This is a genomic window from Pseudomonas sp. W15Feb9B (assembly GCF_000828175.1).
In the GTDB taxonomy this organism is placed as follows: Bacteria; Pseudomonadota; Gammaproteobacteria; order Pseudomonadales; family Pseudomonadaceae; genus Aquipseudomonas; species Aquipseudomonas parakoreensis.
This window is the reverse complement of record NZ_JTKF01000004.1, coordinates 118,810-140,541: the sequence shown is the minus strand read 5'-3', so window position 1 is coordinate 140,541 and position 21,732 is coordinate 118,810. Positions and strand designations below refer to the sequence as shown.

At 61.8% G+C, this 21,732-nt stretch carries 22 protein-coding genes; 9 read left to right on the top strand and 13 right to left on the bottom strand.

The features are described from left to right. Positions 1 to 35 precede the first annotated feature (35 nt). Positions 36 to 1,232, bottom strand: a complete 1,197-nt coding sequence (locus OC71_RS02245; RefSeq protein ID WP_041063621.1) for a class I SAM-dependent rRNA methyltransferase — start codon at positions 1,230 to 1,232, stop codon at positions 36 to 38. A gap of 207 nt (positions 1,233 to 1,439) precedes the next feature. Beyond that, positions 1,440 to 1,979, bottom strand: coding sequence for a type 1 glutamine amidotransferase domain-containing protein (locus OC71_RS02240; RefSeq protein ID WP_041063618.1), 540 nt, complete (start codon positions 1,977 to 1,979; stop codon positions 1,440 to 1,442). Positions 1,980 to 2,207: 228 nt separating this feature from the next. Here OC71_RS02240 and OC71_RS02235 point away from each other — a divergent pair, with 228 nt between their 5' ends. From OC71_RS02235 to OC71_RS02225, 3 genes are all read left to right on the top strand, one after another. Next, on the top strand, positions 2,208 to 3,020 hold the full coding sequence (locus tag OC71_RS02235) for an HDOD domain-containing protein (protein WP_174377003.1): 813 nt from the start codon (positions 2,208 to 2,210) through the stop codon (positions 3,018 to 3,020). Between the two features lie 12 nt (positions 3,021 to 3,032). Then, a complete protein-coding gene (gene mutM, locus OC71_RS02230; RefSeq protein WP_041063613.1) occupies positions 3,033 to 3,845 on the top strand; it encodes a bifunctional DNA-formamidopyrimidine glycosylase/DNA-(apurinic or apyrimidinic site) lyase in 813 nt (270 codons plus the stop codon). 69 nt (positions 3,846 to 3,914) lie between these two features. After that, complete coding sequence (locus tag OC71_RS02225) at positions 3,915 to 4,238, top strand: hypothetical protein (protein ID WP_041063610.1); 324 nt, start codon at positions 3,915 to 3,917, stop codon at positions 4,236 to 4,238. A gap of 151 nt (positions 4,239 to 4,389) precedes the next feature. Here OC71_RS02225 and OC71_RS02220 read toward each other — a convergent pair whose 3' ends face one another. The 5 genes from OC71_RS02220 to OC71_RS02200 form a co-directional block, all read right to left on the bottom strand. Beyond that, a complete protein-coding gene (locus OC71_RS02220; RefSeq protein WP_003195146.1) occupies positions 4,390 to 4,641 on the bottom strand; it encodes a YfhL family 4Fe-4S dicluster ferredoxin in 252 nt (83 codons plus the stop codon). A gap of 102 nt (positions 4,642 to 4,743) precedes the next feature. Next, positions 4,744 to 5,223 (bottom strand): pantetheine-phosphate adenylyltransferase, encoded by a 480-nt coding sequence (gene coaD / locus OC71_RS02215; protein WP_003229157.1) that lies wholly within the window; start codon positions 5,221 to 5,223, stop codon positions 4,744 to 4,746. A gap of 115 nt (positions 5,224 to 5,338) precedes the next feature. After that, positions 5,339 to 6,934, bottom strand: a complete 1,596-nt coding sequence (locus OC71_RS02210; protein WP_041063588.1) for a GMC family oxidoreductase — start codon at positions 6,932 to 6,934, stop codon at positions 5,339 to 5,341. Between the two features lie 130 nt (positions 6,935 to 7,064). Beyond that, the gene (locus OC71_RS02205) at positions 7,065 to 7,610 is read right to left on the bottom strand and encodes a hypothetical protein (protein ID WP_041063585.1); all 546 of its coding nucleotides are present in this window, start codon (positions 7,608 to 7,610) and stop codon (positions 7,065 to 7,067) included. A 28-nt stretch (positions 7,611 to 7,638) separates the two neighbouring features. Further along, a complete protein-coding gene (locus tag OC71_RS02200; RefSeq protein WP_041063582.1) occupies positions 7,639 to 9,069 on the bottom strand; it encodes a coniferyl aldehyde dehydrogenase in 1,431 nt (476 codons plus the stop codon). A 145-nt stretch (positions 9,070 to 9,214) separates the two neighbouring features. On the opposite strand from OC71_RS02200, the gene OC71_RS02195 reads away from it, so the two are divergent. Together OC71_RS02195 and OC71_RS02190 are read left to right on the top strand one after the other, a co-directional pair. After that, entirely contained in the window at positions 9,215 to 9,886 is a 672-nt protein-coding gene (locus OC71_RS02195) for a TetR/AcrR family transcriptional regulator (protein ID WP_007964152.1), read from the top strand. Positions 9,887 to 9,917: 31 nt separating this feature from the next. Then, on the top strand, positions 9,918 to 10,772 hold the full coding sequence (locus OC71_RS02190) for a sulfurtransferase (protein WP_041063579.1): 855 nt from the start codon (positions 9,918 to 9,920) through the stop codon (positions 10,770 to 10,772). Positions 10,773 to 10,850: 78 nt separating this feature from the next. Here the strand turns inward: OC71_RS02190 and OC71_RS02185 are convergent, their stop codons facing one another. The 5 genes from OC71_RS02185 to OC71_RS02165 all read right to left on the bottom strand — a co-directional run bounded on the left by OC71_RS02185 (position 10,851) and on the right by OC71_RS02165 (position 16,230). After that, complete coding sequence (locus OC71_RS02185) at positions 10,851 to 11,702, bottom strand: AraC family transcriptional regulator (RefSeq protein ID WP_177327896.1); 852 nt, start codon at positions 11,700 to 11,702, stop codon at positions 10,851 to 10,853. Next, complete coding sequence (locus OC71_RS02180; protein WP_041063576.1) at positions 11,678 to 12,676, bottom strand: hydrolase; 999 nt, start codon at positions 12,674 to 12,676, stop codon at positions 11,678 to 11,680. Before OC71_RS02180 ends, OC71_RS02185 begins: the two co-directional genes overlap by 25 nt. Positions 12,677 to 12,789: 113 nt before the next feature. Continuing rightward, positions 12,790 to 13,395 (bottom strand): 16S rRNA (guanine(966)-N(2))-methyltransferase RsmD, encoded by a 606-nt coding sequence (gene rsmD / locus OC71_RS02175; RefSeq protein WP_041063575.1) that lies wholly within the window; start codon positions 13,393 to 13,395, stop codon positions 12,790 to 12,792. Next, positions 13,395 to 14,882, bottom strand: a complete 1,488-nt coding sequence (locus OC71_RS02170) for a pitrilysin family protein (RefSeq protein ID WP_041063572.1) — start codon at positions 14,880 to 14,882, stop codon at positions 13,395 to 13,397. The genes rsmD and OC71_RS02170 overlap by 1 nt, the downstream gene beginning before the upstream one ends. Further along, a complete protein-coding gene (locus OC71_RS02165; RefSeq protein WP_025112091.1) occupies positions 14,875 to 16,230 on the bottom strand; it encodes a pitrilysin family protein in 1,356 nt (451 codons plus the stop codon). Before OC71_RS02165 ends, OC71_RS02170 begins: the two co-directional genes overlap by 8 nt. A 344-nt stretch (positions 16,231 to 16,574) precedes the next feature. Here OC71_RS02165 and ftsY point away from each other — a divergent pair, with 344 nt between their 5' ends. The 4 genes from ftsY (at position 16,575) to rpoH (ending at position 20,756) form a co-directional block, all read left to right on the top strand. Further along, positions 16,575 to 18,095: a signal recognition particle-docking protein FtsY gene (gene ftsY, locus OC71_RS02155; RefSeq protein WP_041063567.1), complete on the top strand. Its 1,521-nt coding sequence runs from the start codon at positions 16,575 to 16,577 to the stop codon at positions 18,093 to 18,095. Beyond that, complete coding sequence (ftsE, locus tag OC71_RS02150; protein WP_003229148.1) at positions 18,092 to 18,763, top strand: cell division ATP-binding protein FtsE; 672 nt, start codon at positions 18,092 to 18,094, stop codon at positions 18,761 to 18,763. Before ftsY ends, ftsE begins: the two co-directional genes overlap by 4 nt. Continuing rightward, positions 18,760 to 19,785, top strand: coding sequence for a permease-like cell division protein FtsX (ftsX, locus tag OC71_RS02145; protein ID WP_041063562.1), 1,026 nt, complete (start codon positions 18,760 to 18,762; stop codon positions 19,783 to 19,785). The genes ftsE and ftsX overlap by 4 nt, the downstream gene beginning before the upstream one ends. Before the next feature lie 116 nt (positions 19,786 to 19,901). Continuing rightward, the gene (rpoH, locus tag OC71_RS02140) at positions 19,902 to 20,756 is read left to right on the top strand and encodes an RNA polymerase sigma factor RpoH (protein WP_003229146.1); all 855 of its coding nucleotides are present in this window, start codon (positions 19,902 to 19,904) and stop codon (positions 20,754 to 20,756) included. A 206-nt stretch (positions 20,757 to 20,962) separates the two neighbouring features. Here rpoH and mtgA read toward each other — a convergent pair whose 3' ends face one another. Beyond that, entirely contained in the window at positions 20,963 to 21,685 is a 723-nt protein-coding gene (gene mtgA, locus OC71_RS02135) for a monofunctional biosynthetic peptidoglycan transglycosylase (RefSeq protein WP_041063559.1), read from the bottom strand. Positions 21,686 to 21,732 lie beyond the last annotated feature (47 nt).

The window sequence follows — 21,732 nt, the reverse complement described above, 5'->3', positions numbered from 1 at the left end:
CGGGAAGCCCGCAGGCTCCCCGTTTCATGAGCCAATCAGCTGTTCGGCAGCAGACGGCAGGTGATGCTCTTGATGTAGCGAGTCTCGGCGATAGCCGGGTGTACCGGATGGTCCGGACCTTGACCGCCGCGTTCGAGCAACTGGATGTTGCGGTCCAGGTGACGGGCGCTGGTCAGCAGGATGTTCTGCAGATCGTCTTCCGGCAGGTGCATCGAGCACGAAGCGCTGACCAGAATGCCGTCTTTGGTCAGCAGGCGCATGGCTTGCTCGTTCAGGCGACGGTAGGCGCCTTCGCCGTTCTTCATGTCTTTCTTGCGCTTGATGAACGCAGGCGGATCGGCAACGATCACGTCGAAACGTTCTTCGCTGGCCTTGAGTTCCTTCAGCGCTTCGAAGACATCGCCTTCGATGCAGGTCATCTTGTCGGCGAAGCCGTTCAGCGCGGCGTTACGCTCGACGCCGTCGAGGGCAAAGCCCGATGCATCGACGCAGAACACTTCACTGGCGCCGAACGCCGCAGCCTGCACGCCCCAGCCACCGATGTAGCTATAGAGGTCTAGGACGCGTTTGCCTTTGGCGTAAGGGGCGAGGCGGGCGCGGTTCATGCGGTGGTCGTAGAACCAGCCGGTTTTCTGGCCGCCAATGACCGGCGCTTCGAATTTCACACCGTTCTCTTCCAGGGCCACCCACTCCGGCACCAGGCCGAACACGGTTTCGACGTAGCGGTTGAGGCCTTCGGCATCACGGGCGGCGGAATCGTTTTTGAACAGGATGCCGCTCGGCTTGAGCACTTGGGTCAGTGCAGCGATCACAGCATCTTTATGCGCTTCCATGGTCGCCGAGGCGATCTGCACGACAAGGATGTCGCCGAAACGGTCGACTACCAGACCTGGCAGCAGATCGGAGTCGCCGTAGACCAGGCGGTAGAACGGCTTGTCGAACAGACGCTCGCGCAGTGACAGGGCCACGTTCAGGCGGTGCACCAGCAGCGACTTGTCCAGCGGCAACTTGATGTCGCGCGACAGCAGACGCGCGCAGATCAGGTTGTTCGGGCTCATGGCGACGATGCCCAGCGGCTTGCCGCCAGCGGCTTCGAGGATCGCCTGATCGCCGGCCTTGAAGCCGTGCAGTGGCGTGGCGGCCACATCGATTTCGTTGCTGTAGACCCACAAGTGGCCGTTGCGCAGGCGACGGTCGGCGTTGGCTTTAAGGCGCAGGCTAGGCAGGGACATGACGTCGCTCCGGAAAAAAGAGCGGGAGTATAGCGTGTTGATGCGTGTGCAGGTTCAGCGCTGGACATGTGGCGAGGGAGCTTGCTTCCGCCGGGCTGCGAAGCGGCCCCAATTCATGCCACTCGATTCATCAGGAAGAACCGGTTGGCAGGGCTTGCGACTGCTGCGCAGCCGAGCGGGAGCAAGCTCCCTCGCCACAGAGGCGCGTCAGGCCGACAGTGCGTCGATCAACTCCTTGTTGAACGCCGGAATATCGTCCGGCTGACGGCTGCTGATCAGATGACCGTCCTTGACCACTTCCTTGTCGACCCAGTTGGCCCCGGCATTCACCAGGTCATCCTTGAGTGTCTTGAAACTGGTCATGGTTTTGCCGTTGACCAACCCGGCGGAAATCAGCAACCAGCCGCCATGGCAGATCACCGCAATCGGTTTGCCGGTGGAGGCCCCGGTTTTCACCAGATGCTGGGCGTCCTGGTCGATGCGGATGGTGTCGGAGTTCTGTACGCCGCCCGGCAGGACGATCGCGTCGTACTGCTCGCTGCTGGCACCTTGAAAGGTCTGGTCGACCTTGAACTCATCCGCCGGTTTGTCGTGGTGCCAGCCTTTGACCTTGCCGGCCTCGGCGGAAAGGATGTCGACCTGGGCGCCGGCCTGCTCGAGTGCCTGCTTGGGGCCGGTCAACTCGACCTGTTCGAAACCGTCTGTTACCAAAATGGCAACGCGTTTGCCGGTGAGGGAGGTAGTCATCGATAAGCTCCTGAGTCTGCGGGAAATTACCGCCGAGCCGGTGCTTGATTGTCCGGTCGGCCTTACAGAGTCCGAAGCCTGAGCGCGAATGAAAGTTCCTGACAATTGCCCACTGGTGTGTCGTCGTGCGGTTTTTAGAGGTTAGAATCGCCGCCTGTCCCAGAGTGTGTACTTATGTCCCAAGAGCTGACCACCGAACAGATTCAACAATCCCTGCAAGGCATCAGTGTGCCGGCGCAGCCGCAGATCATGGTGGATCTGCAAATGGAGCAGTACATGCCCGACCCGGACCTGGAGGTGATCGCCAAGCTGATCTCTCAGGATCCCGGCCTGTCCGGTTCGCTGCTGAAAATCGTCAATTCGCCGTATTACGGCCTGAGCAACAAGATCACCTCGATCCAGCGTGCGGTGAACCTGTTGGGCAGCCGTTCGATCATCAACCTGATCAACGCGCAGTCGATCAAGGGCGAGATGAACGACGACACCATCGTCACCCTCAACCGTTTCTGGGATACCGCCCAGGACGTGGCGATGACGTGCCTGACCCTGGCCAAGCGCATCGGCACCCAGGCCGGCGATGAAGCCTACGCCTTGGGCCTGTTCCACGATTGCGGCGTGCCGTTGATGCTGCAGCGCTTCCCCAACTACATGTCGGTACTGGAAAAGGCTTACGCCAACGCCAGCGCCGAATGCCGGGTGGTGGACACCGAGAACAGCGAGTTCAACACCAACCACGCGGTGGTGGGCTATTACACCGCCAAGTCGTGGCGCCTGCCGGAACATGTCAGCACGGCGATCGCCAATCACCACAATGCGCTGGCGATCTTCAGCGACGAATCCTCGCGCAACAGCCAGATGAAGAATCTGCTGGCGATCCTGAAGATGGCCGAACACATCTGTGCGTCGTATCGGGTGCTGGGCAATCAGACCGAGGACCACGAGTGGAACAGCATCGGTGCGCTGATTCTCGATTACGTGGGCCTGTCGGACTACGATTTCGAAACCCTCAAACAGACCATCCGCGACCTCGGCGCGCATTGATTCGAGGACGCCATGCCTGAACTGCCGGAAGTCGAAACCACCCGCCGGGGCATTGCTCCGCACTTGGAAGGCCAGCGCGTCAGCCGGGTGATCGTGCGGGATCGTCGGCTGCGCTGGCCGATCCCCGAAGACCTCGATGTGCGTCTTTCCGGGCAGCGCATCGTGCTGGTCGAGCGGCGGGCCAAGTATTTGTTGATCAACGCCGAAGTCGGCACGCTGATCAGCCACTTGGGCATGTCCGGTAACTTGCGGCTGGTTGAGGCCGGGATGCCGGCGGCCAAGCATGAGCATGTCGATATCGAGCTGGAATCAGGGCTTGCCCTGCGCTACACCGATCCGCGCCGGTTCGGTGCGATGCTCTGGAGTAGCGATCCGCTCAATCACGAACTGCTGATTCGCCTCGGGCCGGAGCCATTGACCGATCTGTTCGACGGCGAGCGCCTGTTCCAGTTGTCACGCGGGCGTTCGATGGCGGTCAAGCCGTTCATCATGGACAACGCGGTGGTGGTCGGCGTCGGCAACATTTACGCGACCGAAGCGCTGTTCGCCGCCGGGATCGATCCGCGCCGCGAAGCCAAAAGCATCTCCCGGGCGCGGTATCTGAAGCTGGCGATCGAGATCAAGCGCATCCTCGCTGCGGCCATAGAGCGTGGCGGCACTACGTTGCGCGATTTCATCGGCGGTGACGGGCAGCCGGGGTACTTCCAGCAGGAACTGTTCGTGTATGGTCGTGGCGGTGAAAACTGCAAGGTTTGCGGCACCGGCCTGCGCGAAGTGAAGCTGGGGCAACGGGCCAGTGTGTTCTGTCCGCGCTGTCAGACCTGAGGCAAAAAGCTGAAAAAGTCCTACGGTCTATAGTGAGTGGTCTCACTGTTCAGCCCGAAGGATCGTGCCATGAAGTCCTTGCAAGCCCTGTTTGTCACACTGCTGCTGTGTTCCAGCCTGGCCGTTCAGGCCACGGAAAACGGCAGCGGTGATCCGCGCTACGCCATCCAGAACCCTCCCGCCTACGCCATGATCGGCGATTTACTGATTGCCCGACCTTTATTGGTGGTGGCAACGGTGCTGGGTGCGGGGGTGTTTGTGGTGTCATTGCCGTTTACCGCGCTGGGTGGCGGGGTGGGCGATGCGGGGCAGGCGCTGGTGGTGGATCCGGCGAAAGCTGCTTTTGTGCGGTGTCTGGGGTGTACGGGGGAGGGGTTTGAGCAGCGTGAGTGAGCTGATCCGAGATCAGCGGTGTTATTGATGGCCTCATCGCGGGCAAGCCCGCTCCCACAAGGATTTCGGTGTTCACACGATTTGTGTATCACCACACAACCCTGTGGGAGCGGGCTTGCCCGCGATGGCGTCGGAACAGGCGCTGAAGGACTCAGGCCTTGCCGGTGATCTTGCGGTACTTTTCCATCAACTGTTCTTCAGTCTCAGGATGCGCCTCGTCCAGCGGAATGCAATCCACCGGGCAGACCTGCTGGCATTGCGGTTCGTCGTAGTGGCCGACGCACTGGGTGCACAGGTTCGGGTCGATCACATAGATCTCTTCGCCTTGGGAAATGGCAGCGTTCGGGCACTCGGGTTCGCAGACGTCGCAGTTGATGCAATCGTCGGTGATGATCAGGGACATGCTAACTCCAGCCGGGGCGGCAGGCCCGGGCGCAATAAATCAATGCGCGCAATTGTGCCGCATTGGCGCCCGCAGTGCACGCGGGCGCCTTTTGAACGGTCGTTACTTCTTGAAGCGCAGGGTCAGGGCATCGGCCACGGCCGGGTGCACGAACTTGCTGATATCGCCGCCCAGCGCGGCGATTTCCCGCACCAGCGTCGAAGAAATGAACGAATAACGCTCGGACGGGGTGAGAAACAGGCTCTCGACGTCCGGGGCCAACTGGCGGTTCATGTTGGCCAGCTGGAATTCGTATTCGAAGTCCGACACCGCACGCAGACCGCGCAGGAACACATTGGCGTTCTGCTCTTTGGCGAAATGCGCCAGCAGCGTCGAGAAGCCGACCACTTCGACGTTGGGCAGGTGTTTGGTGACCTCGCGAGCCAGCTCAACCCGTTGTTCCAGCGGGAACAGCGGATTTTTCTTCGGGCTGGCGGCGACCGCAATGATCACGTGATCGAACAGGCGCGAGGCGCGTTCGACCAGATCGCCATGCCCTTTGGTAATAGGGTCGAAGGTACCTGGGTACAACACTCGGTTCATCGCGTCGTCCTGGCGGGAGTCCGTTGGGGAGTCGGATGGTATCGCAGCCGTCCCGGTCGGCCAAGTCGCCTGTTGGGTAAGAAAGCACTATAGACGACGCGATAAACCGTTTTTTTCACGGATTTCTCAGCCGATCGGCGAGGGATGTCGCCAGTTGTGCAGTCAGTCCATACACCGACAATTGCGGGTTGGCGCCAATGCTGGTGGGGAACAGCGAGCCGTCGTGAACCGAAAGATTGCTCAGTTGATGATGCCGGCCAAGGCTGTCGGTAACCGCGTTTTTCGGGTCTTCACCCATTGCGCAACCGCCCATCACGTGGGCACTGCCCAGTCGCGTGCGGTAAAGCTCAAGGCTCAGACCGTCGATCAATTTGCGCGCCTCGGCCAGGGTGTTTACGTAGCGCGCATCGGCGTGCATCGGCATTACCGCTTTCGCGCCGCCGGCGAACTGGATCTCGGCCATGCTGTGAAACGCGCGACGCAAGCCCTCCCAGGCGTAAGGCGAGACTTGATAGTCGAGCACTGGTGAGCCGTCGCCGCGCAATTCGACACTGCCGCCGGGGCTGTCCGGATGGAAACCGTCGCGCAGCAGCGCCAGCATCGCGTGGGTGCGCGGCAGATCAGCCATGTGTTCGGCGTTCTGCGTACCGAAACCGCCGAGCAGCGTCGCGGCCAACGCTGGTTGTAGCGGCGGCACTTCGAGTTTGTAGCCCATCGGCCCGCTGGTGCCGTCTTTCCACTGGAAATGATCCGAGTAAATCGACTGCGGCGCGCCGTAGAACGGATTGATCACCTCGTCGAAGCGCCCCGCAGACATGTTAACCAGATGCAAAAAGGTGCGTTTGCCGAGGCGCTGATGCGGGTCCGGCGCGTCTGAACGCAAGAGCAGGGCCGGGCTGTTGATGCCGCCGCCGGCCAGCACGTAATGCCGGGCCTTGACCGTGATTTTGCGTCCGGTCGGCGCGACGCAGCGCTCGTCCATCGCCACGCATTGCAGGCCGGTGATTTTGTCGCCGCTGATCAACAGTTTTTCCGCGCGGGCCAGGTACAGCAGCTCGCCGCCCTTTTCCAGGGTCGCCGGAATGGTCGTGACCATCATCGACTGCTTGGCATTGGTCGGGCAGCCCATGCCGCAATAGCCAAGGTTCCAGCAGCCACGGACGTTGCGTGGGATCACGTGCCAGCTGTAGCCGAGTTGCTCGCAGCCCTTGCGGATCACGTCGTTATTGGCATTGGGCGGGACCCTCCATGGCGCGACGCCGAGGCGCTGTTCCATTTTCTCGAACCACGGCGCCATCTCGGCCGGGCTGTGGCCTTTGACGTTGTGTTCCCTGGCCCAGTGTTCGAGGGTCGGCTCGGGCGTGCGGAAGCTCGACGTCCAGTTGATCAGCGTGGTGCCGCCCACCGCACGACCCTGCAGAATGGTGATCGCGCCGTCCTTGCTCATGCGGCCGATGCCTTCCTGATAGAGGCTGCTGTAGGCCTGGTCTTCAAGCATTTTGAAGTCGGAACTGGTCTTGAGCGGGCCTTCTTCGATCAGCAGCACTTTGTAACCGGCGGCGCTGAGGATTTCCGCCGTGGTGCCGCCTCCGGCACCGCTGCCGATGATGGCCACGTCGGTTTGCAGCGTCAGGTCGTCGGTCAGTTGTGCGCCGTTGTAGGTTTTCCAGCCACGGGCAAGGCCTTCGCGGAACGGGTCGGGTACGGGCATTGATCAGGTTCTCTTTATTATTCTGGGTACGCTGGTGTGCCGACTGGCGCCTTCGCGAGCAAGCCCGCTCACACATTGAAATGCATTCCCTTGTGGGAGCGAGCTTGCTCGCGAACGGCGCGACTCGATTTCAGACCGTGGGCGGGCCGGGGTAACCGCAATGCGCCCAGGACTCGGCGCGGGTGTACCAGGCCATCATCACCATCTGCTGCAAAGAACTGTGGCCCATGCGCAGCAGGCTCAATGAACTGTTCTGCCAACGGTCGAGGAAGTGACGCATCGCCTCGGGGCTGGCGTTTTCCCAACTGCCCCAGATGCCGGTGAGCGGCCCGCGGGTGACGGCCATGCCGAGCACGTCGAACAGTTGTCGGGTGAGTTTGAGCATCTCCGGCGACAGGTGATCGAGGCTGAAGTCCAGCGACTTCAGAGTGGCATCCACCGCACCGGGCATTTTCTCGGTGGCCACGGCGCCTTCGAGCATGATCGGAATCAAGGCGCGCAGAAACAGCAGGTCGCCGTCGCGCAAAGTGACGAAGCCATTGGCCGCGACACTCGATGAGCAACCACTGAGGCTGGCGCCAAGGCCGGCGGTGGCGAGGAACGCAGTGGCACCGAGGCTGAATTTCAGCAGGCCACGGCGCGACAGGGCAGGTGTTTCGGTCAGGCTTGGGTGCATTGTTGTTATTACCCGGCGGTGACGACGATTAGCGGATGAACAGCGTCTGGATCAGTTTCTGGATCGATTTGCCGTACGGCGGATAGATCAACTTCGCGGCGTTGAAGCGCTGTTTGATCAGTACGCCCTTGGCCTTGCTGAAAGTCAGGAAGCCTTCGTGGCCGTGATAGTGGCCCATGCCCGACGGGCCGATGCCGCCGAATGGCATGTCGTCCTGCGCTACGTGCAGCAAGGTGTCGTTCAGGCACACGCCGCCGGAGTGGGTTTCGTGCAGCACGCGGTTCTGTTCGCGTTTGTCGTAGCCGAAGTAGTAAAGCGCCAGAGGACGCGGGCGCTGATTGATGTAGGCAAACGCCTGATCGAGATCCTGATACGGCACGATCGGCAGCAGCGGGCCGAAGATTTCGTCCTGCATCACGGTCATCTCGTCGGTGACGTTCAGCAGCAGGCTGTGCGGCATGCGCCGGCCCTGGCCTTGTTCGAACAGCGGAATCAGCAGCGCGCCCTTGCTGGTGGCGTCGCTGACATAACTGTTGAGCCGGGCCAGTTGGCGCTCGTTGATGATCGCGGTGTAGTCCGGGTTGTCGGCGAGGGTCGGATAGAAATTGTTCACTACCTGGCGATAGGCTTCGACGAACGCGCCGACACGGTCTTGCGGCACCAGCACATAATCGGGCGCGACGCAGGTCTGGCCGGCGTTGAGGGTTTTACCGAAGGCGATGCGTTCGGCGGCGTCCTTGAGCGGTACGTCTTGGGAGACAATGGCCGGGGACTTGCCGCCCAGTTCGAGTGTTACCGGGGTCAGGTTTTCCGCCGCCGCGCGCATCACATGCTTGCCGATGCTGGTGGCGCCGGTGAACAGCAAGTGATCAAAGCGCAGACGGGAGAACGCCACGCCGATATCGGCCTCGCCGAGCACTACGCAGACCAGGTCTTCGGGGAAAATTCGTCCCAGCAGAGTTTTGAGCAACTGGCCGGTGGCCGGAGTCGATTCGCTGAGTTTGAGCATCACCCGGTTGCCCGCCGCGAGCGCACCGACCAATGGGCCGATGGCCAGATACAACGGGTAGTTCCACGGGACGATGATACCGACCACGCCGAGCGGCTGGTACACGACTTTCGCTGATGCCGGCTGAAAGGCCATGCCGACTTTGCGTCGCGACGACTTCATCCAGCCCTTGAGGTGGCGGCTGGCGTAATGGATACCGTGCAGGCTGGGCATCAGCTCGGCAAGCAGGGTTTCATCGGCGCTGCGATGACTGAAATCTGCGCTGATGGCGTCGATCAAGGCCTGGCGCTCATTGCTGAGCAAGTCGCGCAACGCTTTGAGCCATTGCTGACGCTGGGCCGCCGGTGGCATCGGGTTGGCTGTGTAGGCGGCGCGCTGTGCCGCGAACAGCCGATCCAGCTCTTCCAGGGGCTGTTGCAGCGTTTGCAGATAAGCAATGTCGGCAGTCATCGTCGGCTCCGGATTTATTGTAGTGAGGACTTTTTAGAGTCTATGCTCTAGAAAGTCAAATGACTTCCCGACACAGCTTTGTTTTATCCAATTCCGGTTAGGTCGTAAGATGCCCCTCACCGCACTCTGAATTAAAGCTCAAGCCATGGCCCCACGAATAAAAACCAGCGAGCGCATCGTGCAGAACAGCCTCGAACTGTTCAATCAGCAGGGCGAGCGCAGCATCAGCACCAATCACATTGCCGCGCACATGGAGATTTCTCCGGGCAATCTGTACTACCACTTCCCCAACAAGCAGGCGATCATCGCCGTGCTGTTCAGTGAGTACGAAAGTTTGGTCGACAGCTTTCTGCGCCCGCCGCAGGGGCGTGCCGCCACCGTCGAAGACAAACGCTATTACCTCAAGGAGCTGCTGTCGGCGATGTGGGGCTACCGCTTTCTGCATCGGGATCTGGAACACCTGCTCGACAGTGACCCGGATCTGGCCGCGCGCTACCGGCGTTTTTCCCAGCGCTGCGTGATCCAGGGCATGGCGATCTACGAGGGCTTTGTCGCCGCGGGCATTCTCAAGATGGACCGGGTGCAGATCGAATCCCTGACGATCAATGCCTGGATCATCCTCACCTCGTGGGTGCGCTTTCTGTGCACCACCCGGGAAAACTCCAACCACCTCAGCGAGCAGGCCATCAAGCGTGGCGTGTATCAGGTGTTGGTGCTGGAAGCCGGATTCGTCACCGATCAGGCCCGCGAAGAGGTGAATGCCTTGTTCGACGAGTTCTACGTACCGCTGGCCCAGGCCCTCGAGGAAGGGCGGTAACCCATTTCGAAGTCGCTCACAGGAGTCCGTCATGCCGATTGCGCAACTGCTCAGCCCGACCGCACTGGATGCCCGCAAGGAGCAGCCGGGGCTGGTGATTCTCGATTGTCGTTTTGCCCTCGAAGACCCGGACTACGGGCAGCGCAGCTATGCCGAAGGGCACATCGCCGGCGCCCGCTTCGCCGACCTTGAACGCGACCTCAGTGGCAAAGTGGTCAAAGGCGTGACCGGACGTCACCCGTTGCCCGAGCCGGCGGCGTTGATCGAGCGTCTGCAGGCGTGGGGCATCCATGCCGACAGCGACGTGGTTTTGTACGACGACGGCCCCGGTGCCTATGCGGCCCGGGCCTGGTGGTTGCTGGTGTGGCTGGGCAAGCGCGATGGCGTGTTCATTCTCGACGGGGGGCTCAAGGCCTGGCACGCGGCGGGTTTGCCGCTGAGCCTGGATGCGCCGTCGGTCAGCCGGGGCAACTTCAGTGGTCAGCCAGACATGAAACTGCTGCTGAGCGCCGAGCAATTGCACAAGCGCCTTGCGCAGCCGTCGCTGACATTGCTCGATGCCCGGGCCTTGCCGCGCTTCAAGGGTGAGGTGGAGCCGATCGATCCGATTGCCGGGCACATTCCCGGGGCGCAATGCGCGGCGTTTACCGAGAACCTCGGCAGCGACGGGCGCTTCCTGCCAGCGGAGCAGCTCAAGCAGCGTTTTGCGGCGAAACTCGGCGAGCGTTCGCCGACGGACCTGGTCGCTTATTGCGGTTCCGGGGTGACGGCGTGTCACAACCTGTTTGCGTTGTGCCTGGCGGGGTATCCGCTGGGTTCGTTGTATGCCGGGTCGTGGAGTGAATGGATCAACGAGCCTGCTCGGGGCATTGCCACAGGCGAATAAAATCAAAAGATCGCAGCCTTCGGCAGCTCCTGCATTGGAATGTATTTCCCTGTAGGAGCTGCCGCAGGCTGCGATCTTTTAGCGTTCCACGCGGGCACTGCGATACGCCGCCGGCCCAACCCCGTAAACCTGCTTGAACTGCCGGCTCAGATGACTCTGGTCGGCAAAACCCAACTGCATGGCGACTTCCACCGGCAGGCAACCACTCTGCAATAAACCCCGGGCCGTGGCGATGCGCTGCTGCATCAGCCAGGTGTGCGGCGGCATGCCGGTGGCGTGGCGGAAGACACGGGCGAAGTGGAAGGGCGACAGATTCACCGCAGCCGCCAGTTCTTCCAGCGATGGCGGCGCCGCCAGTTGCGCGTGCAGCAGCTCCTTGGCCATCACCACCGCGCGATGTTCCTTGCCCGGGCTGCCGTTGATCTGCACCGCTGCATGCCGCTGCAACAGCAGCATCATCATTTCGCGCCACACCGTCTGCTGTTGCAGTGCGGTGGCGGGGCTTTCCAGCAAGCGGTGCAACTGACAGAAGCCGTTGACCAGATCCGGGTCGCGGTACAGCGTCGCGCCAAACGCCGGCATCGGCGCGCAGGGCAGTTCCAGTTCTTCGAGCAAGGACACGATCTGTCCGGTATCGGGATAAAACGCCCGGTACAGCCAGCCATCCTCAGTGCCCTTGTGCCCGGTGTGCAATTCGTCCGGATTGATCAGCACCAGCGTGCCGCTGCCGGCCAGGTGTTCGGCGCCGCGATAGCGATAACGCTGGGCACCGGCCATGATCATGCCGATCACATAACCGTCGTGGACGTGCGGGGCGAAGCGATGCTCGATGTAGCGCGCCGACAGCAACTCGACCCCGGCCAGCGGCGCGGTTTGCCAGAAGCGGATCGACTCGCCCTGATCGCTCACGACGTCACACGGGCCAGCCATTGCGGAATGCGCCGTTCCAGGTAATAGCCGGGCTGGCGGAACGTGCCATCGACAAAGCCGACGTGCCCGCCCTTGGCCTGCAATTCGAACTGGGTGCTGGTGGACAGCTCCTCGGCAGTCGGCAAACTGTGCGGAAACACGAACGGGTCGTCAGCCGCCTGAATGATCAGGGTCGGGGTGCGGATTTCACCGAGAAAGTAACGACTCGACGCCCGTCGATAGTAATCCTCGGCATCGGTGAAACCGTGCAGCGGCGCGGTGACCCGGCCGTCGAAGTCCCAGAAGGTGCGCATGTTCTCCAGCGAACCGAGCGCCGCCAGGGCTGCCAGGCCATCCTCACGCCCGTCATGCTGGAACTGGCGCTGCTTGTTCTTGATGTAGGCGACCATCTCGCGCATGAAGTGTGCTTGATAGACCTTGGAGAAACCCTGGCCAATGCGGTCGGCACACTGATCAAGCCGAAACGGCACCGACACGGCCACCGCACCGAGCACGCCGCTGTCGCTGCCGGTCTCGCCCAGATGCTTGAGCAACACATTGCCCCCCAACGAATAACCAACCGCATACAGCGGCGCCAGCGGGCGCTTGGCGCGCAAGTGTTTGATGGCTTCGGCGAGGTCTTCGCTGGCACCGGAATGGTAACTGCGCGGCAGCAGGTTGGGCTCGCCGGAACAGCCGCGCCAGTTCAGCGCGACACTGGCCCAGCCTTGGGCGGCGAGCGCGGCCTGGATCCCGGCGACGTAAGGCGAATTTGAAGAACCGGTCAGCCCATGCAGCACCAGCACCAGCGGCGCCTCGGCGCTGTGCGGGCCATGCCAGTCGAGGTCGAGGAAGTCGCCGTCATCCAGCCACAGGCGTTCACGCTCGCGATCAAGGTGGACGGTTTTGCGCCACAGCGGCCCCCACAAGGTTTGCAGGTGCGGGTTGCCGAGGCCGAAGGCGGGGGTGAAGCGTTCAGTTTCCAGAGGACACACACCTTTTGTGGCGAGGGAGCTTGCTCCCGCTGGGGCGCGAAGCGGCCCTTTTTGGGGACTGCTGCGCAGTCCAGCGGGAGCAAGCTCCCTCGCCACAGGGTTTTTCAATATGTTCAGTTAACGGCCATACGTTGCCACAACGCGTAGTACACCCGCCCGGATTTCTGCTCGCGGTGCAGGCGCCAGTTGCCCGGCAGGCCCAGCGTCGAAGGCGCGGTCTCGCTTTCAGTGTAGATCCACGAATCCGGCGCCAGCCATTGGCGTTCTTCCAGCAAGGTGCAGACCGCTGGCAACAGGTTCTGGTTGAACGGCGGATCGAGAAATACCAGATCGAACGGCGTGGCGACCTGGGTCTCCAGATAACGCAGCGCGTCGGCGGTCTGCACCTGGCCGTTGGTGCAGCGCAGGGTGCCGAGGTGTTCCTTCAGGCTCGACACCGCTACGTGGCTGGCATCCAGCGCCTGGCCCATGGCCGCGCCACGCGACAGTGCTTCAAGAAACAGTGCGCCGCTGCCGGCGAACGGGTCCAGCACCTTGGCCCCGGCCACATACGGCGCGAGCCAGTTAAACAGGGTTTCGCGCACGCGGTCCGGCGTCGGGCGCAGCCCCGGCGCATCGGGGAAACTCAGTTTGCGGCTGCGCCATTCGCCGCCGATGATGCGCAGCTGGTTCACACCGTTGTGGACGTTCTGCGCAGGTTTTTTAGGACGAGTAGCCATTAATGCTCCGGAACCCCGAGCGGTTGCTCGGCAGGTTTATCAGATGGGGCCGGTAACGGCTTTTGCGGCACGGTCGGGCCAGCGCTGACGATGACCAGTCTGTCCGTGCTCAGGTGTTTGTTCATCGCGTCTTTGACCTGCTCGACAGTCAGGCTCTGGGACTGCCGCATGAAGTCATCCAGATAGCTCAGCGGCAGATTATAGAAGCCCATGGCGCCCAGTTGGCCGACGATATCGGCGTTGCTTGCGGTGGACAGCGGGAAGCTGCCGGCCAGTTCGCGTTTGGCGTCGTCGAGTTCTTTCTGGGTCGGGCCGGTTTTCAGGTAATCGGCGAGCACGTCCTGCACCAGTTTCAGCGTGCCTTCGCTCATTTCCGCACGGGTCTGCAGGTTGATCATGAACGGGCCGCGAGCCTGCATCGGGCTGAACCCGGAATACACGCCGTAAGTCAGGCCGCGCTTCTCGCGCACTTCGCTCATCAGCCGGGTGCCGAAACCGCCACCACCGAGGATCTGGTTGCCCATCGACAGCGCCGCGTAATCCGGGTCGTCACGGTCGATGCCCAGTTGCGCGAGCAGCAGGTTGGTTTGCTTGGACGGGAACTCGATGTGATTGACGCTGGCCTTCGGTTCCTGCGGCTGGGCGATTTTCGCCAGCGCCGGGCCTTTCGGCAGGGCGCCGGAGACCTGATTGGCAATCGCCTCGGCTTCGGCGCGAGACAGATCACCGACCAGCGCGATCACCACGTTGCCCGCCGCGTAGGCCTTGGCGTGGAACTCACGCAGTTGCGCCAGAGTGATCTTCGGCACGCTCTGCGGGTTGCCGTCGCTGGAATGCGCGTAAGGGTGGTCGCCGTACAAACGTTTCATCAGCTCAAGGCTGGCGAGTTTGCCGGGGTTCTGTTTCTGGTACTCGAAACCGGCGAGCATCTGATTCTTGATGCGTGCGAAGGAGTCGGCCGGAAAGGTCGGTTTGCCCACCACTTCGGAGAACAGCTTCAGCGCCGGCTCGCGCTTGTCGGCGGCGCTCAGACTGCGCAGCGAAGCCAGCGCCATGTCCTTGTAGGCACCGTTGCCGAAATCCGCGCCGAGGCTTTCGAAGCCCTGGGCAATGGCGCCGACGTCCTTGCCGGCCACACCTTCGTTGAGCATGGCATTGGTCAGGACTGCCAGGCCCGGCGCATTGCCGTCCTGACTGCTGCCGGCGGCGAAGATCAGGCGCATATCGAACATCGGCAGCTCATGGGCTTCGACGAACAGTACCTTGGCGCCTCCGGCGGTGTTCCAAGTCTGCACGTCGAGCTTGCGGCTGGCCGGGGCCTTGCCGTCGAGTTCGGCCAGCGATTGCAGCTTCTGGCTGGTCTTGGCGTTGTCCAGCGCTTCGCTGGCGTCGGTTTTGACACCGGGCATCAGATAGAACGCGGCAGAGCCGATCACGGCGATGGCGATCAAACCGAGCAGCAGGCGTGGGGATTTGCGCTCACTCATGAGTCGTCTCCAGTGGCAGGACGTGGGCGACGCTGAGACGTTCGCGGGTGAAATACAGCTTGGCGGCGTTCTGGATGTCTTGCGGGGTCACGCTTTCCAGGTCAGCAAGTTCGGTGTCCATCAACTTCCACGACAGCCCGACCGTTTCCAGTTGGCCGATGGCGGTGGCCTGACTGGTGATCGAATCACGTTCGAACACCAGGCCGGCGATCACTTGCGCCCGCACGCGCTCGAGTTCTTCGGCGGACGGTGCGGTGGTTTTCAGCTGTTCCAGCAGTTTCCACAGACCGGCTTCAGCTTGCGCCATGGTCTTTTTCTTCTGGGTGTTCGGCGTCGCCGACAGGGTGAACAGGCTGTCGCCACGGGTGTAGGCGTCGTAGCTCGACGAACCGCCGGAGACCAACTCTTCACCGCGCTCCAGTTGCGTCGGGATGCGCCCGCTGTAACCGCCGTCGAGCAGCGCCGAGATCAGGCGCAGGGCGTTGACCGAGCGCTTGTCCTCAGCAGTGGCAATGCTTGGCACGTTGAAGCCGAGCATCAGGCTGGGAAGTTGGGTCTGCACATGCAGGGTGATCTGGCGCTCACCCGGCTCGGCCAGTTCCAGCGGTTTCTTCGCCGGTGGCACGTCGCGCTTGGCAATCGGCCCGAAGTAGCGTTGGGCGAGGGTCTTCACTTCATCGGGGGTGACGTCGCCGACCACTACCAGCGTGGCATTGTTCGGCACATACCAGGACTGATACCAGTGGCGCAGCTCTTCGACCTTCATCCGGTCCAGGTCCGCCATCCAGCCGATGGTCGGTGTGTGGTAGCCGCTGGCCGGGTAAGCCATAGCCTTGTAACGCTCGTAAGCCTTGGACATCGGCTTGTCGTCGGTGCGCAGGCGGCGCTCTTCCTTGATGACTTCGATTTCCTTGGCGAACTCGTCGGCCGGCAGGCGCAGATTGGCCATGCGGTCGGCTTCCAGTTCGAAGGCCACGCCCAGACGGTCGCGGGCCAGCACTTGGTAGTAGGCGGTGAAATCGTCGCTGGTGAAGGCGTTTTCTTCAGCGCCCAAGTCGCGCAGGATCAACGAGGCTTCGCCGGGGCCGACTTTCTCGCTGCCCTTGAACATCATGTGCTCGAGCGCGTGGGACAGACCGGTCTGGCCCGGAGTTTCGTAGCTGGAGCCGACCTTGTACCAGACCTGCGACACCACCACCGGCGCGCGATGGTCTTCGCGCACAACGACCTTCAGGCCGTTGTCGAGGGTGAATTCGTGGGTCGGTTGCGGGTCGGCCGCCAGGGCCGAAAGGGGCAGGCAGACTGTGCTGAGCAGCAGGCCTGCAGCGCGGCGGGCTAGAGCATTCATTCGTTTTTTAACCTGTTGGGCTGCCCGCTTGGTCTTAGCGTCGGCGGGCGAGAGGGTGCTAGGATACTGATCCGTTTTACCGGCGACCACGCCTATCAGGTTTTCAGGCCTGATGCGGTTGTATAGGTTGGCGGCAGAAAGCTGCGGTTTATCGACTAGACTTCGCTTTTTCGCCGATTTTGCCGGTTTAGTCCTTCGTTAATACGAATCTTTGGGGTGCCGCTGGCGCCTCGACAAAATGTTGCGCGTGAACAAGCTGGATGAAACACAGTCTGTTCTGCATCGAATATTTATTTGCCGGGGCGCCCTTATGGCGCGTCGCTACCGTGAGATAGCCGTCCTCCATGTTTGGTTCCAACGACGACAAGAAGACCCCAGCTGCGGCTGGCGAGAAGAAAAGCCTGTTCGGATGGCTGCGTAAGAAACCGCAGGAACCCGTCGTCGAACAGCCGCCCGCGATTCCTGAACCGGCTCCGACGCCAGCGCCTGCTATAGAAGAAGAGCCGGCGCCGATCGTGCTGCCGATTGCCGAGCCGGTGCTGCAACCGGTCGAGCCCGAGCCTGAAACCCCGGTAGCGGCCGAGCTGCCACTGACCCCGGCGGCCGAGCCGTGGCTGACCTTGCCGGTGGCGGAAGAGCCGGTAGCCTTGGTCGAAGAGGCCGCGCCGCATCTGACGCCGCCGATTCCTGCACCTGCCGCGTTCGTCTCGGAAGTCGCTCCGGCGCCAGTGGTTGAGCCGGTTGTCGAGCCTGCGCCGGTTGTTGCCGAGCCGGCGGCCCCGGTGTTCGTTGCCCCTGTTTCGCCGGTCGTTCAGCAGCCCGAGCCTGCACCTGCACCTGCACCTGCACCTGCACCGGTCGTCGCTGCTCCGGTGGTGCCGGTAGAAGTCGTCGCTGAAACGCCAGTGGAAGCCCCGCGCAGCGAAGAAACCAAAGTCGGCTTTTTCGCCCGCCTCAAGCAAGGCCTGTCGAAAACCAGCGCCAGCATCGGCGAGGGCATGGCCAGCCTGTTTCTCGGCCGTAAAACCATTGATGACGATTTGCTCGATGAGCTGGAAACGCGTCTGCTGACCGCCGACGTCGGTGTCGAAGCCACTACGCAGATCATCCAGCGCTTGACTCAGAAGGTCGCCCGCAAGGAGCTGGCCGATGCCGACGCGCTGTACAAGTCGCTGCAGGCCGAACTGGCGGCGATGCTCAAACCGGTCGAACAGCCGCTGAAAATTGCCTCGCAGAACAAGCCGTTCGTGATTCTGGTGGTTGGCGTCAACGGCGCCGGCAAGACCACCACCATCGGCAAGCTGGCGAAGAAGCTGCAGCTGGAAGGCAAGAAAGTCATGCTTGCCGCCGGTGACACCTTCCGCGCCGCTGCCGTTGAGCAGTTGCAGGTCTGGGGCGAGCGCAACAAGATCCCGGTGATCGCCCAGCACACTGGCGCGGACTCGGCTTCAGTGATCTTCGACGCCGTGCAGGCTGCCAAGGCCCGTGGCATTGACGTGCTGATCGCCGACACCGCCGGTCGTCTGCATACCAAAGACAACCTGATGGAAGAACTGAAGAAAGTTCGCCGGGTGATCGGCAAGCTCGACGCCGACGCGCCGCACGAAGTGCTGCTGGTGCTCGACGCCGGCACTGGCCAGAACGCCATCAACCAGGCCAAGCAATTCAACCAGACCGTCGAACTGACCGGCCTGGCGCTGACCAAGCTCGACGGCACCGCCAAGGGCGGGGTGATTTTCGCCCTGGCCAAGCAGTTTGGCCTGCCGATCCGCTACATCGGCGTCGGTGAAGGCATCGACGATCTGCGTACCTTTGAAGCCGAACCCTTTGTCCAGGCACTGTTTGCCGAGCGGGAGCGTTCATGATTCGTTTCGAACAGGTCGGTAAACGCTACCCGAACGGTCACGTCGGCTTGCATGAGCTGAGCTTTCGAGTCCGTCGTGGCGAGTTTCTGTTTGTCACCGGCCACTCCGGTGCCGGTAAATCCACGCTGTTGCGCCTGTTGCTGGCGATGGAGCGTCCGACCAGCGGCAAATTGCTGTTGGCCGGGCAGGATCTGAGCACCATCAGCAACGCACAGATCCCGTTCCTGCGTCGGCAGATCGGCGTGGTGTTCCAGAATCACCAGTTGCTGTTCGATCGCACGGTGTTCAACAACGTCGCGCTGCCGCTGCAGATTCTCGGCCTGTCCAAGGCCGAGATCGCCAAGCGCGTCGATTCGGCGCTGGAGCGCGTGGCGCTGTCGGATAAAACCGATCTGTACCCCGGCGACCTGTCCACTGGTCAGCAACAGCGCGTCGGTATCGCCCGCGCCATCGTCCACCGTCCGGCGCTGCTGCTGGCGGACGAACCGACCGGTAACCTCGACCCGCGTCTGGCGGCCGAGATCATGGGCGTCTTCGAAGACATCAACCGGCTGGGCACCAGCGTGCTGATCGCCAGTCACGACCTGGCCCTGATTGCGCGCATGCGGCACCGCATGCTGACCTTGCAACGCGGCCGACTGATCGGCGACGGGGAGGCCGGCGTATGAGTGCGACACGCAGTCCGAAGGTTTCCGAGCGCGTGGCCCCGAAGGCCGCCGACCCGCAACCGCCGAAGAAGAAAAAACACGACGATGACGATGGCCCGGACTTCTCCACGCTGTTGCGTTCGTGGATTGAAAGTCACCGCGCCAGCCTGCTCGACAGCCTGCGTCGCCTTGGCAAGCAGCCGATCGGCAGCTTCTTCACCTGCATGGTGATGGCCGTGGCGCTGAGCTTGCCGATGGGCCTGTCGCTGCTGATCAACAACGTCGAGCGTCTCGGCGGTTCGTGGCAGCGGGCGGCGCAGATTTCGCTGTATCTGCAACTGGACGCCACGCCTGAGCAGGGTGAGTCGTTGCGCGAGCAGATCAAGGGTATGCCCGGCGTCGCTGATGCCGAATATGTCGGCCGCGATCAGGCGCTGGAAGAATTTCAGCAGCAGTCCGGTCTGGGCGAGGCCTTGCGCGAACTGCCGGAAAACCCGCTGCCGGGCGTGGTGCTGGTGACCCCGAACGAGGTCGACAAGCCGACTCTGGAAGCATTAAGACAAAAACTTTCCGAGCTGCCCAAGGTACAACAGGCGCAACTTGATCTAGTCTGGGTCGAGCGTCTGGCAGCGATCCTCAAGCTCGGTGACCGTTTTGTCTTCGGTCTGACGGTGCTGTTGGTTTCTGCATTACTTTTGGTGATAGGCAATACCATTCGTCTTCATATTGAAAACCGCCGCACAGAGATAGAAGTGATTAAACTCGTCGGCGGCACCGACAGCTATGTGCGTCGTCCCTTCCTTTATATGGGCGCGTTGTATGGCTTCGGTGCGGGTGTCTTGTCCTGGGGTGTGCTGGCGTTCGGCCTGAACTGGCTGAACGACGCGGTGGTTGGACTGGCCGGCTTGTACGGCAGTGATTTCGCGCTGGCCGGAGTGCCAGTTGCCGACGGTCTGTCGCTCTTGCTTGGCGCGGTGCTGTTGGGTTATATCGGTGCATGGATTGCAGTCGCACGTCATCTCAGGGAGCTGGCGCCGAAGTAGAATCTTTTTTGCGCGTGATTGACCTTGCGGTTTTTTTTGGGAACTTGCACTTGAATTCCCGGTCAATTTTTCGCAGTGCCGAGAGGCACGAGTATGTAAGTGGGAGGTTTTTTCGCATGACCAATTCTTTGCAACCTGCGTACGCGTTGGTTCCGGGTGCGAACCTGGAAGCCTATGTGCACACCGTCAACAGCATTCCATTGCTGACGCCGGAGCAGGAGCGTGAACTGGCCGAGAGTCTCTACTATGAGCAGGATCTTGGGGCGGCTCGGCAGATGGTGCTCGCCCACCTGCGATTTGTCGTACACATCGCCCGTAGCTATTCCGGCTACGGTCTGGCTCAGGCTGACCTGATCCAGGAAGGCAACGTCGGTCTGATGAAGGCTGTAAAGCGCTTCAACCCGGAAATGGGTGTGCGTCTGGTGTCGTTCGCCGTGCACTGGATCAAGGCGGAAATTCACGAGTTCATCCTGCGCAACTGGCGCATTGTGAAAGTCGCGACCACCAAGGCCCAGCGCAAGCTGTTCTTCAACCTGCGCAGCCAGAAGAAGCGTCTGGCGTGGCTGAACAACGAGGAAGTCCACCGTGTGGCGGAAAGCCTCGGCGTCGAACCGCGTGAAGTGCGCGAGATGGAAAGTCGCCTGACCGGCCATGACATGGCTTTCGACCCGGCTGCAGAGGCCGATGACGACAGTGCTTTCCAGTCGCCGGCCAACTACCTGGAAGACCACCGGTACGACCCGGCGCGTCAACTGGAAGATGCCGACTGGAGCGACAACTCCAACCACAACCTGCACGAAGCGCTGGAAGTGCTGGACGAGCGTAGCCGTGACATCCTCTACCAGCGCTGGCTGGCAGAAGAGAAAGCCACGCTGCACGACCTGGCACAGAAGTACAACGTGTCGGCCGAGCGGATCCGTCAGCTCGAGAAGAGCGCGATGAACAAGCTCAAGTTGTCGATCGCCGCGTAACCGGCGCTCAGGCAAACAAAAACGCCCCGATCAGCGATGATCGGGGCGTTTTTTTATGCGCATATGTCAGGGCGGCATTAATCCCTGTGGGAGCTGGCTTGCCAGCGATGGCGTCGGGTCATTCATGTAGATGGTGGCTGAACTACCGCTATCGCGGGCAAGCCCGCTCCCACAGGAATTTTCAGTGTCTATAAGAACAGTGAGGGCTATCGCGCCCAAGGCGCCCGACGCGAATCATCCAGCCCCAGCAAATAACTGGTTCCGCCCAACTGGCTCATCTGCTGCCGAATCCATCCGGCCCGGCGCGATACATAAGCCGTCGGATGGCTGGCGCTCCACACGCGCGGGTTAGGCAGCACCGCCGCCAGATAACTGGCCTGCTGCCGCGACAGTGACTTGGCGCTCACACCAAAGTGATGGCGCGCCGCCGCTTCGGCACCAAACACCCCGTCATCCCACTCGACGCTGTTCAGATAAACCTCAAGAATCCGCTGCTTGGGCCAGAACACTTCAATCAGTGCAGTAAACCAGGCCTCCAGGCCTTTGCGCAGATAGCTGCGCCCCGACCACAGAAACAGGTTCTTCGACACTTGCTGGCTCAGGGTGCTGGCGCCGCGAATCGAACCGCCGAGTTCGTTGTGGGCCAATGCGGCCTGGATCGCGCCGAAGTCAAAACCCCAGTGCTCGGGAAACTTCTGATCTTCGCCGGCCATGACCGCGACCTTCAGATCGTCGGAGATCTCGTCCCACGGTTTCCAGGTGCGCTGCAGGTCAATCGGCTCGCTGTCGACCCAGGATTCAACCTTGCGCTCGACCATCAGCGCCGTGCCCGGCGGCGGCACGAAGCGAAACAGCAACACCAGCAATACACTGCCGCCCGCGAACCAGAGCAGGGCCTTCGTGAGACGACGCAAAAGTGAACGCAGCATAGAGATGGCTTGGCCGAACCGATGGAGCGGGCCATTATACAGACCCT

What these genes read in the sequence shown, in the direction of transcription:
- OC71_RS02170 (WP_041063572.1), bottom strand. Translation starts at nt 14,882, where the DNA reads ATGAGTGAGCGCAAATCCCCACGCCTGCTGCTCGGTTTGATCGCCATC.
- OC71_RS02185 (WP_177327896.1), bottom strand. Translation starts at nt 11,702, where the DNA reads ATGGCTGGCCCGTGTGACGTCGTGAGCGATCAGGGCGAGTCGATCCGC.
- OC71_RS02165 (WP_025112091.1), bottom strand. Translation starts at nt 16,230, where the DNA reads ATGAATGCTCTAGCCCGCCGCGCTGCAGGCCTGCTGCTCAGCACAGTC.
- rpoH (WP_003229146.1), top strand. Translation starts at nt 19,902, where the DNA reads ATGACCAATTCTTTGCAACCTGCGTACGCGTTGGTTCCGGGTGCGAAC.
- OC71_RS02195 (WP_007964152.1), top strand. Translation starts at nt 9,215, where the DNA reads ATGGCCCCACGAATAAAAACCAGCGAGCGCATCGTGCAGAACAGCCTC.
- OC71_RS02245 (WP_041063621.1), bottom strand. Translation starts at nt 1,232, where the DNA reads ATGTCCCTGCCTAGCCTGCGCCTTAAAGCCAACGCCGACCGTCGCCTG.
- rsmD (WP_041063575.1), bottom strand. Translation starts at nt 13,395, where the DNA reads ATGGCTACTCGTCCTAAAAAACCTGCGCAGAACGTCCACAACGGTGTG.
- OC71_RS02190 (WP_041063579.1), top strand. Translation starts at nt 9,918, where the DNA reads ATGCCGATTGCGCAACTGCTCAGCCCGACCGCACTGGATGCCCGCAAG.
- coaD (WP_003229157.1), bottom strand. Translation starts at nt 5,223, where the DNA reads ATGAACCGAGTGTTGTACCCAGGTACCTTCGACCCTATTACCAAAGGG.
- OC71_RS02225 (WP_041063610.1), top strand. Translation starts at nt 3,915, where the DNA reads ATGAAGTCCTTGCAAGCCCTGTTTGTCACACTGCTGCTGTGTTCCAGC.
- OC71_RS02220 (WP_003195146.1), bottom strand. Translation starts at nt 4,641, where the DNA reads ATGTCCCTGATCATCACCGACGATTGCATCAACTGCGACGTCTGCGAA.
- ftsY (WP_041063567.1), top strand. Translation starts at nt 16,575, where the DNA reads ATGTTTGGTTCCAACGACGACAAGAAGACCCCAGCTGCGGCTGGCGAG.
- ftsX (WP_041063562.1), top strand. Translation starts at nt 18,760, where the DNA reads ATGAGTGCGACACGCAGTCCGAAGGTTTCCGAGCGCGTGGCCCCGAAG.
- mtgA (WP_041063559.1), bottom strand. Translation starts at nt 21,685, where the DNA reads ATGCTGCGTTCACTTTTGCGTCGTCTCACGAAGGCCCTGCTCTGGTTC.
- OC71_RS02205 (WP_041063585.1), bottom strand. Translation starts at nt 7,610, where the DNA reads ATGCACCCAAGCCTGACCGAAACACCTGCCCTGTCGCGCCGTGGCCTG.
- mutM (WP_041063613.1), top strand. Translation starts at nt 3,033, where the DNA reads ATGCCTGAACTGCCGGAAGTCGAAACCACCCGCCGGGGCATTGCTCCG.
- OC71_RS02200 (WP_041063582.1), bottom strand. Translation starts at nt 9,069, where the DNA reads ATGACTGCCGACATTGCTTATCTGCAAACGCTGCAACAGCCCCTGGAA.
- OC71_RS02210 (WP_041063588.1), bottom strand. Translation starts at nt 6,934, where the DNA reads ATGCCCGTACCCGACCCGTTCCGCGAAGGCCTTGCCCGTGGCTGGAAA.
- ftsE (WP_003229148.1), top strand. Translation starts at nt 18,092, where the DNA reads ATGATTCGTTTCGAACAGGTCGGTAAACGCTACCCGAACGGTCACGTC.
- OC71_RS02240 (WP_041063618.1), bottom strand. Translation starts at nt 1,979, where the DNA reads ATGACTACCTCCCTCACCGGCAAACGCGTTGCCATTTTGGTAACAGAC.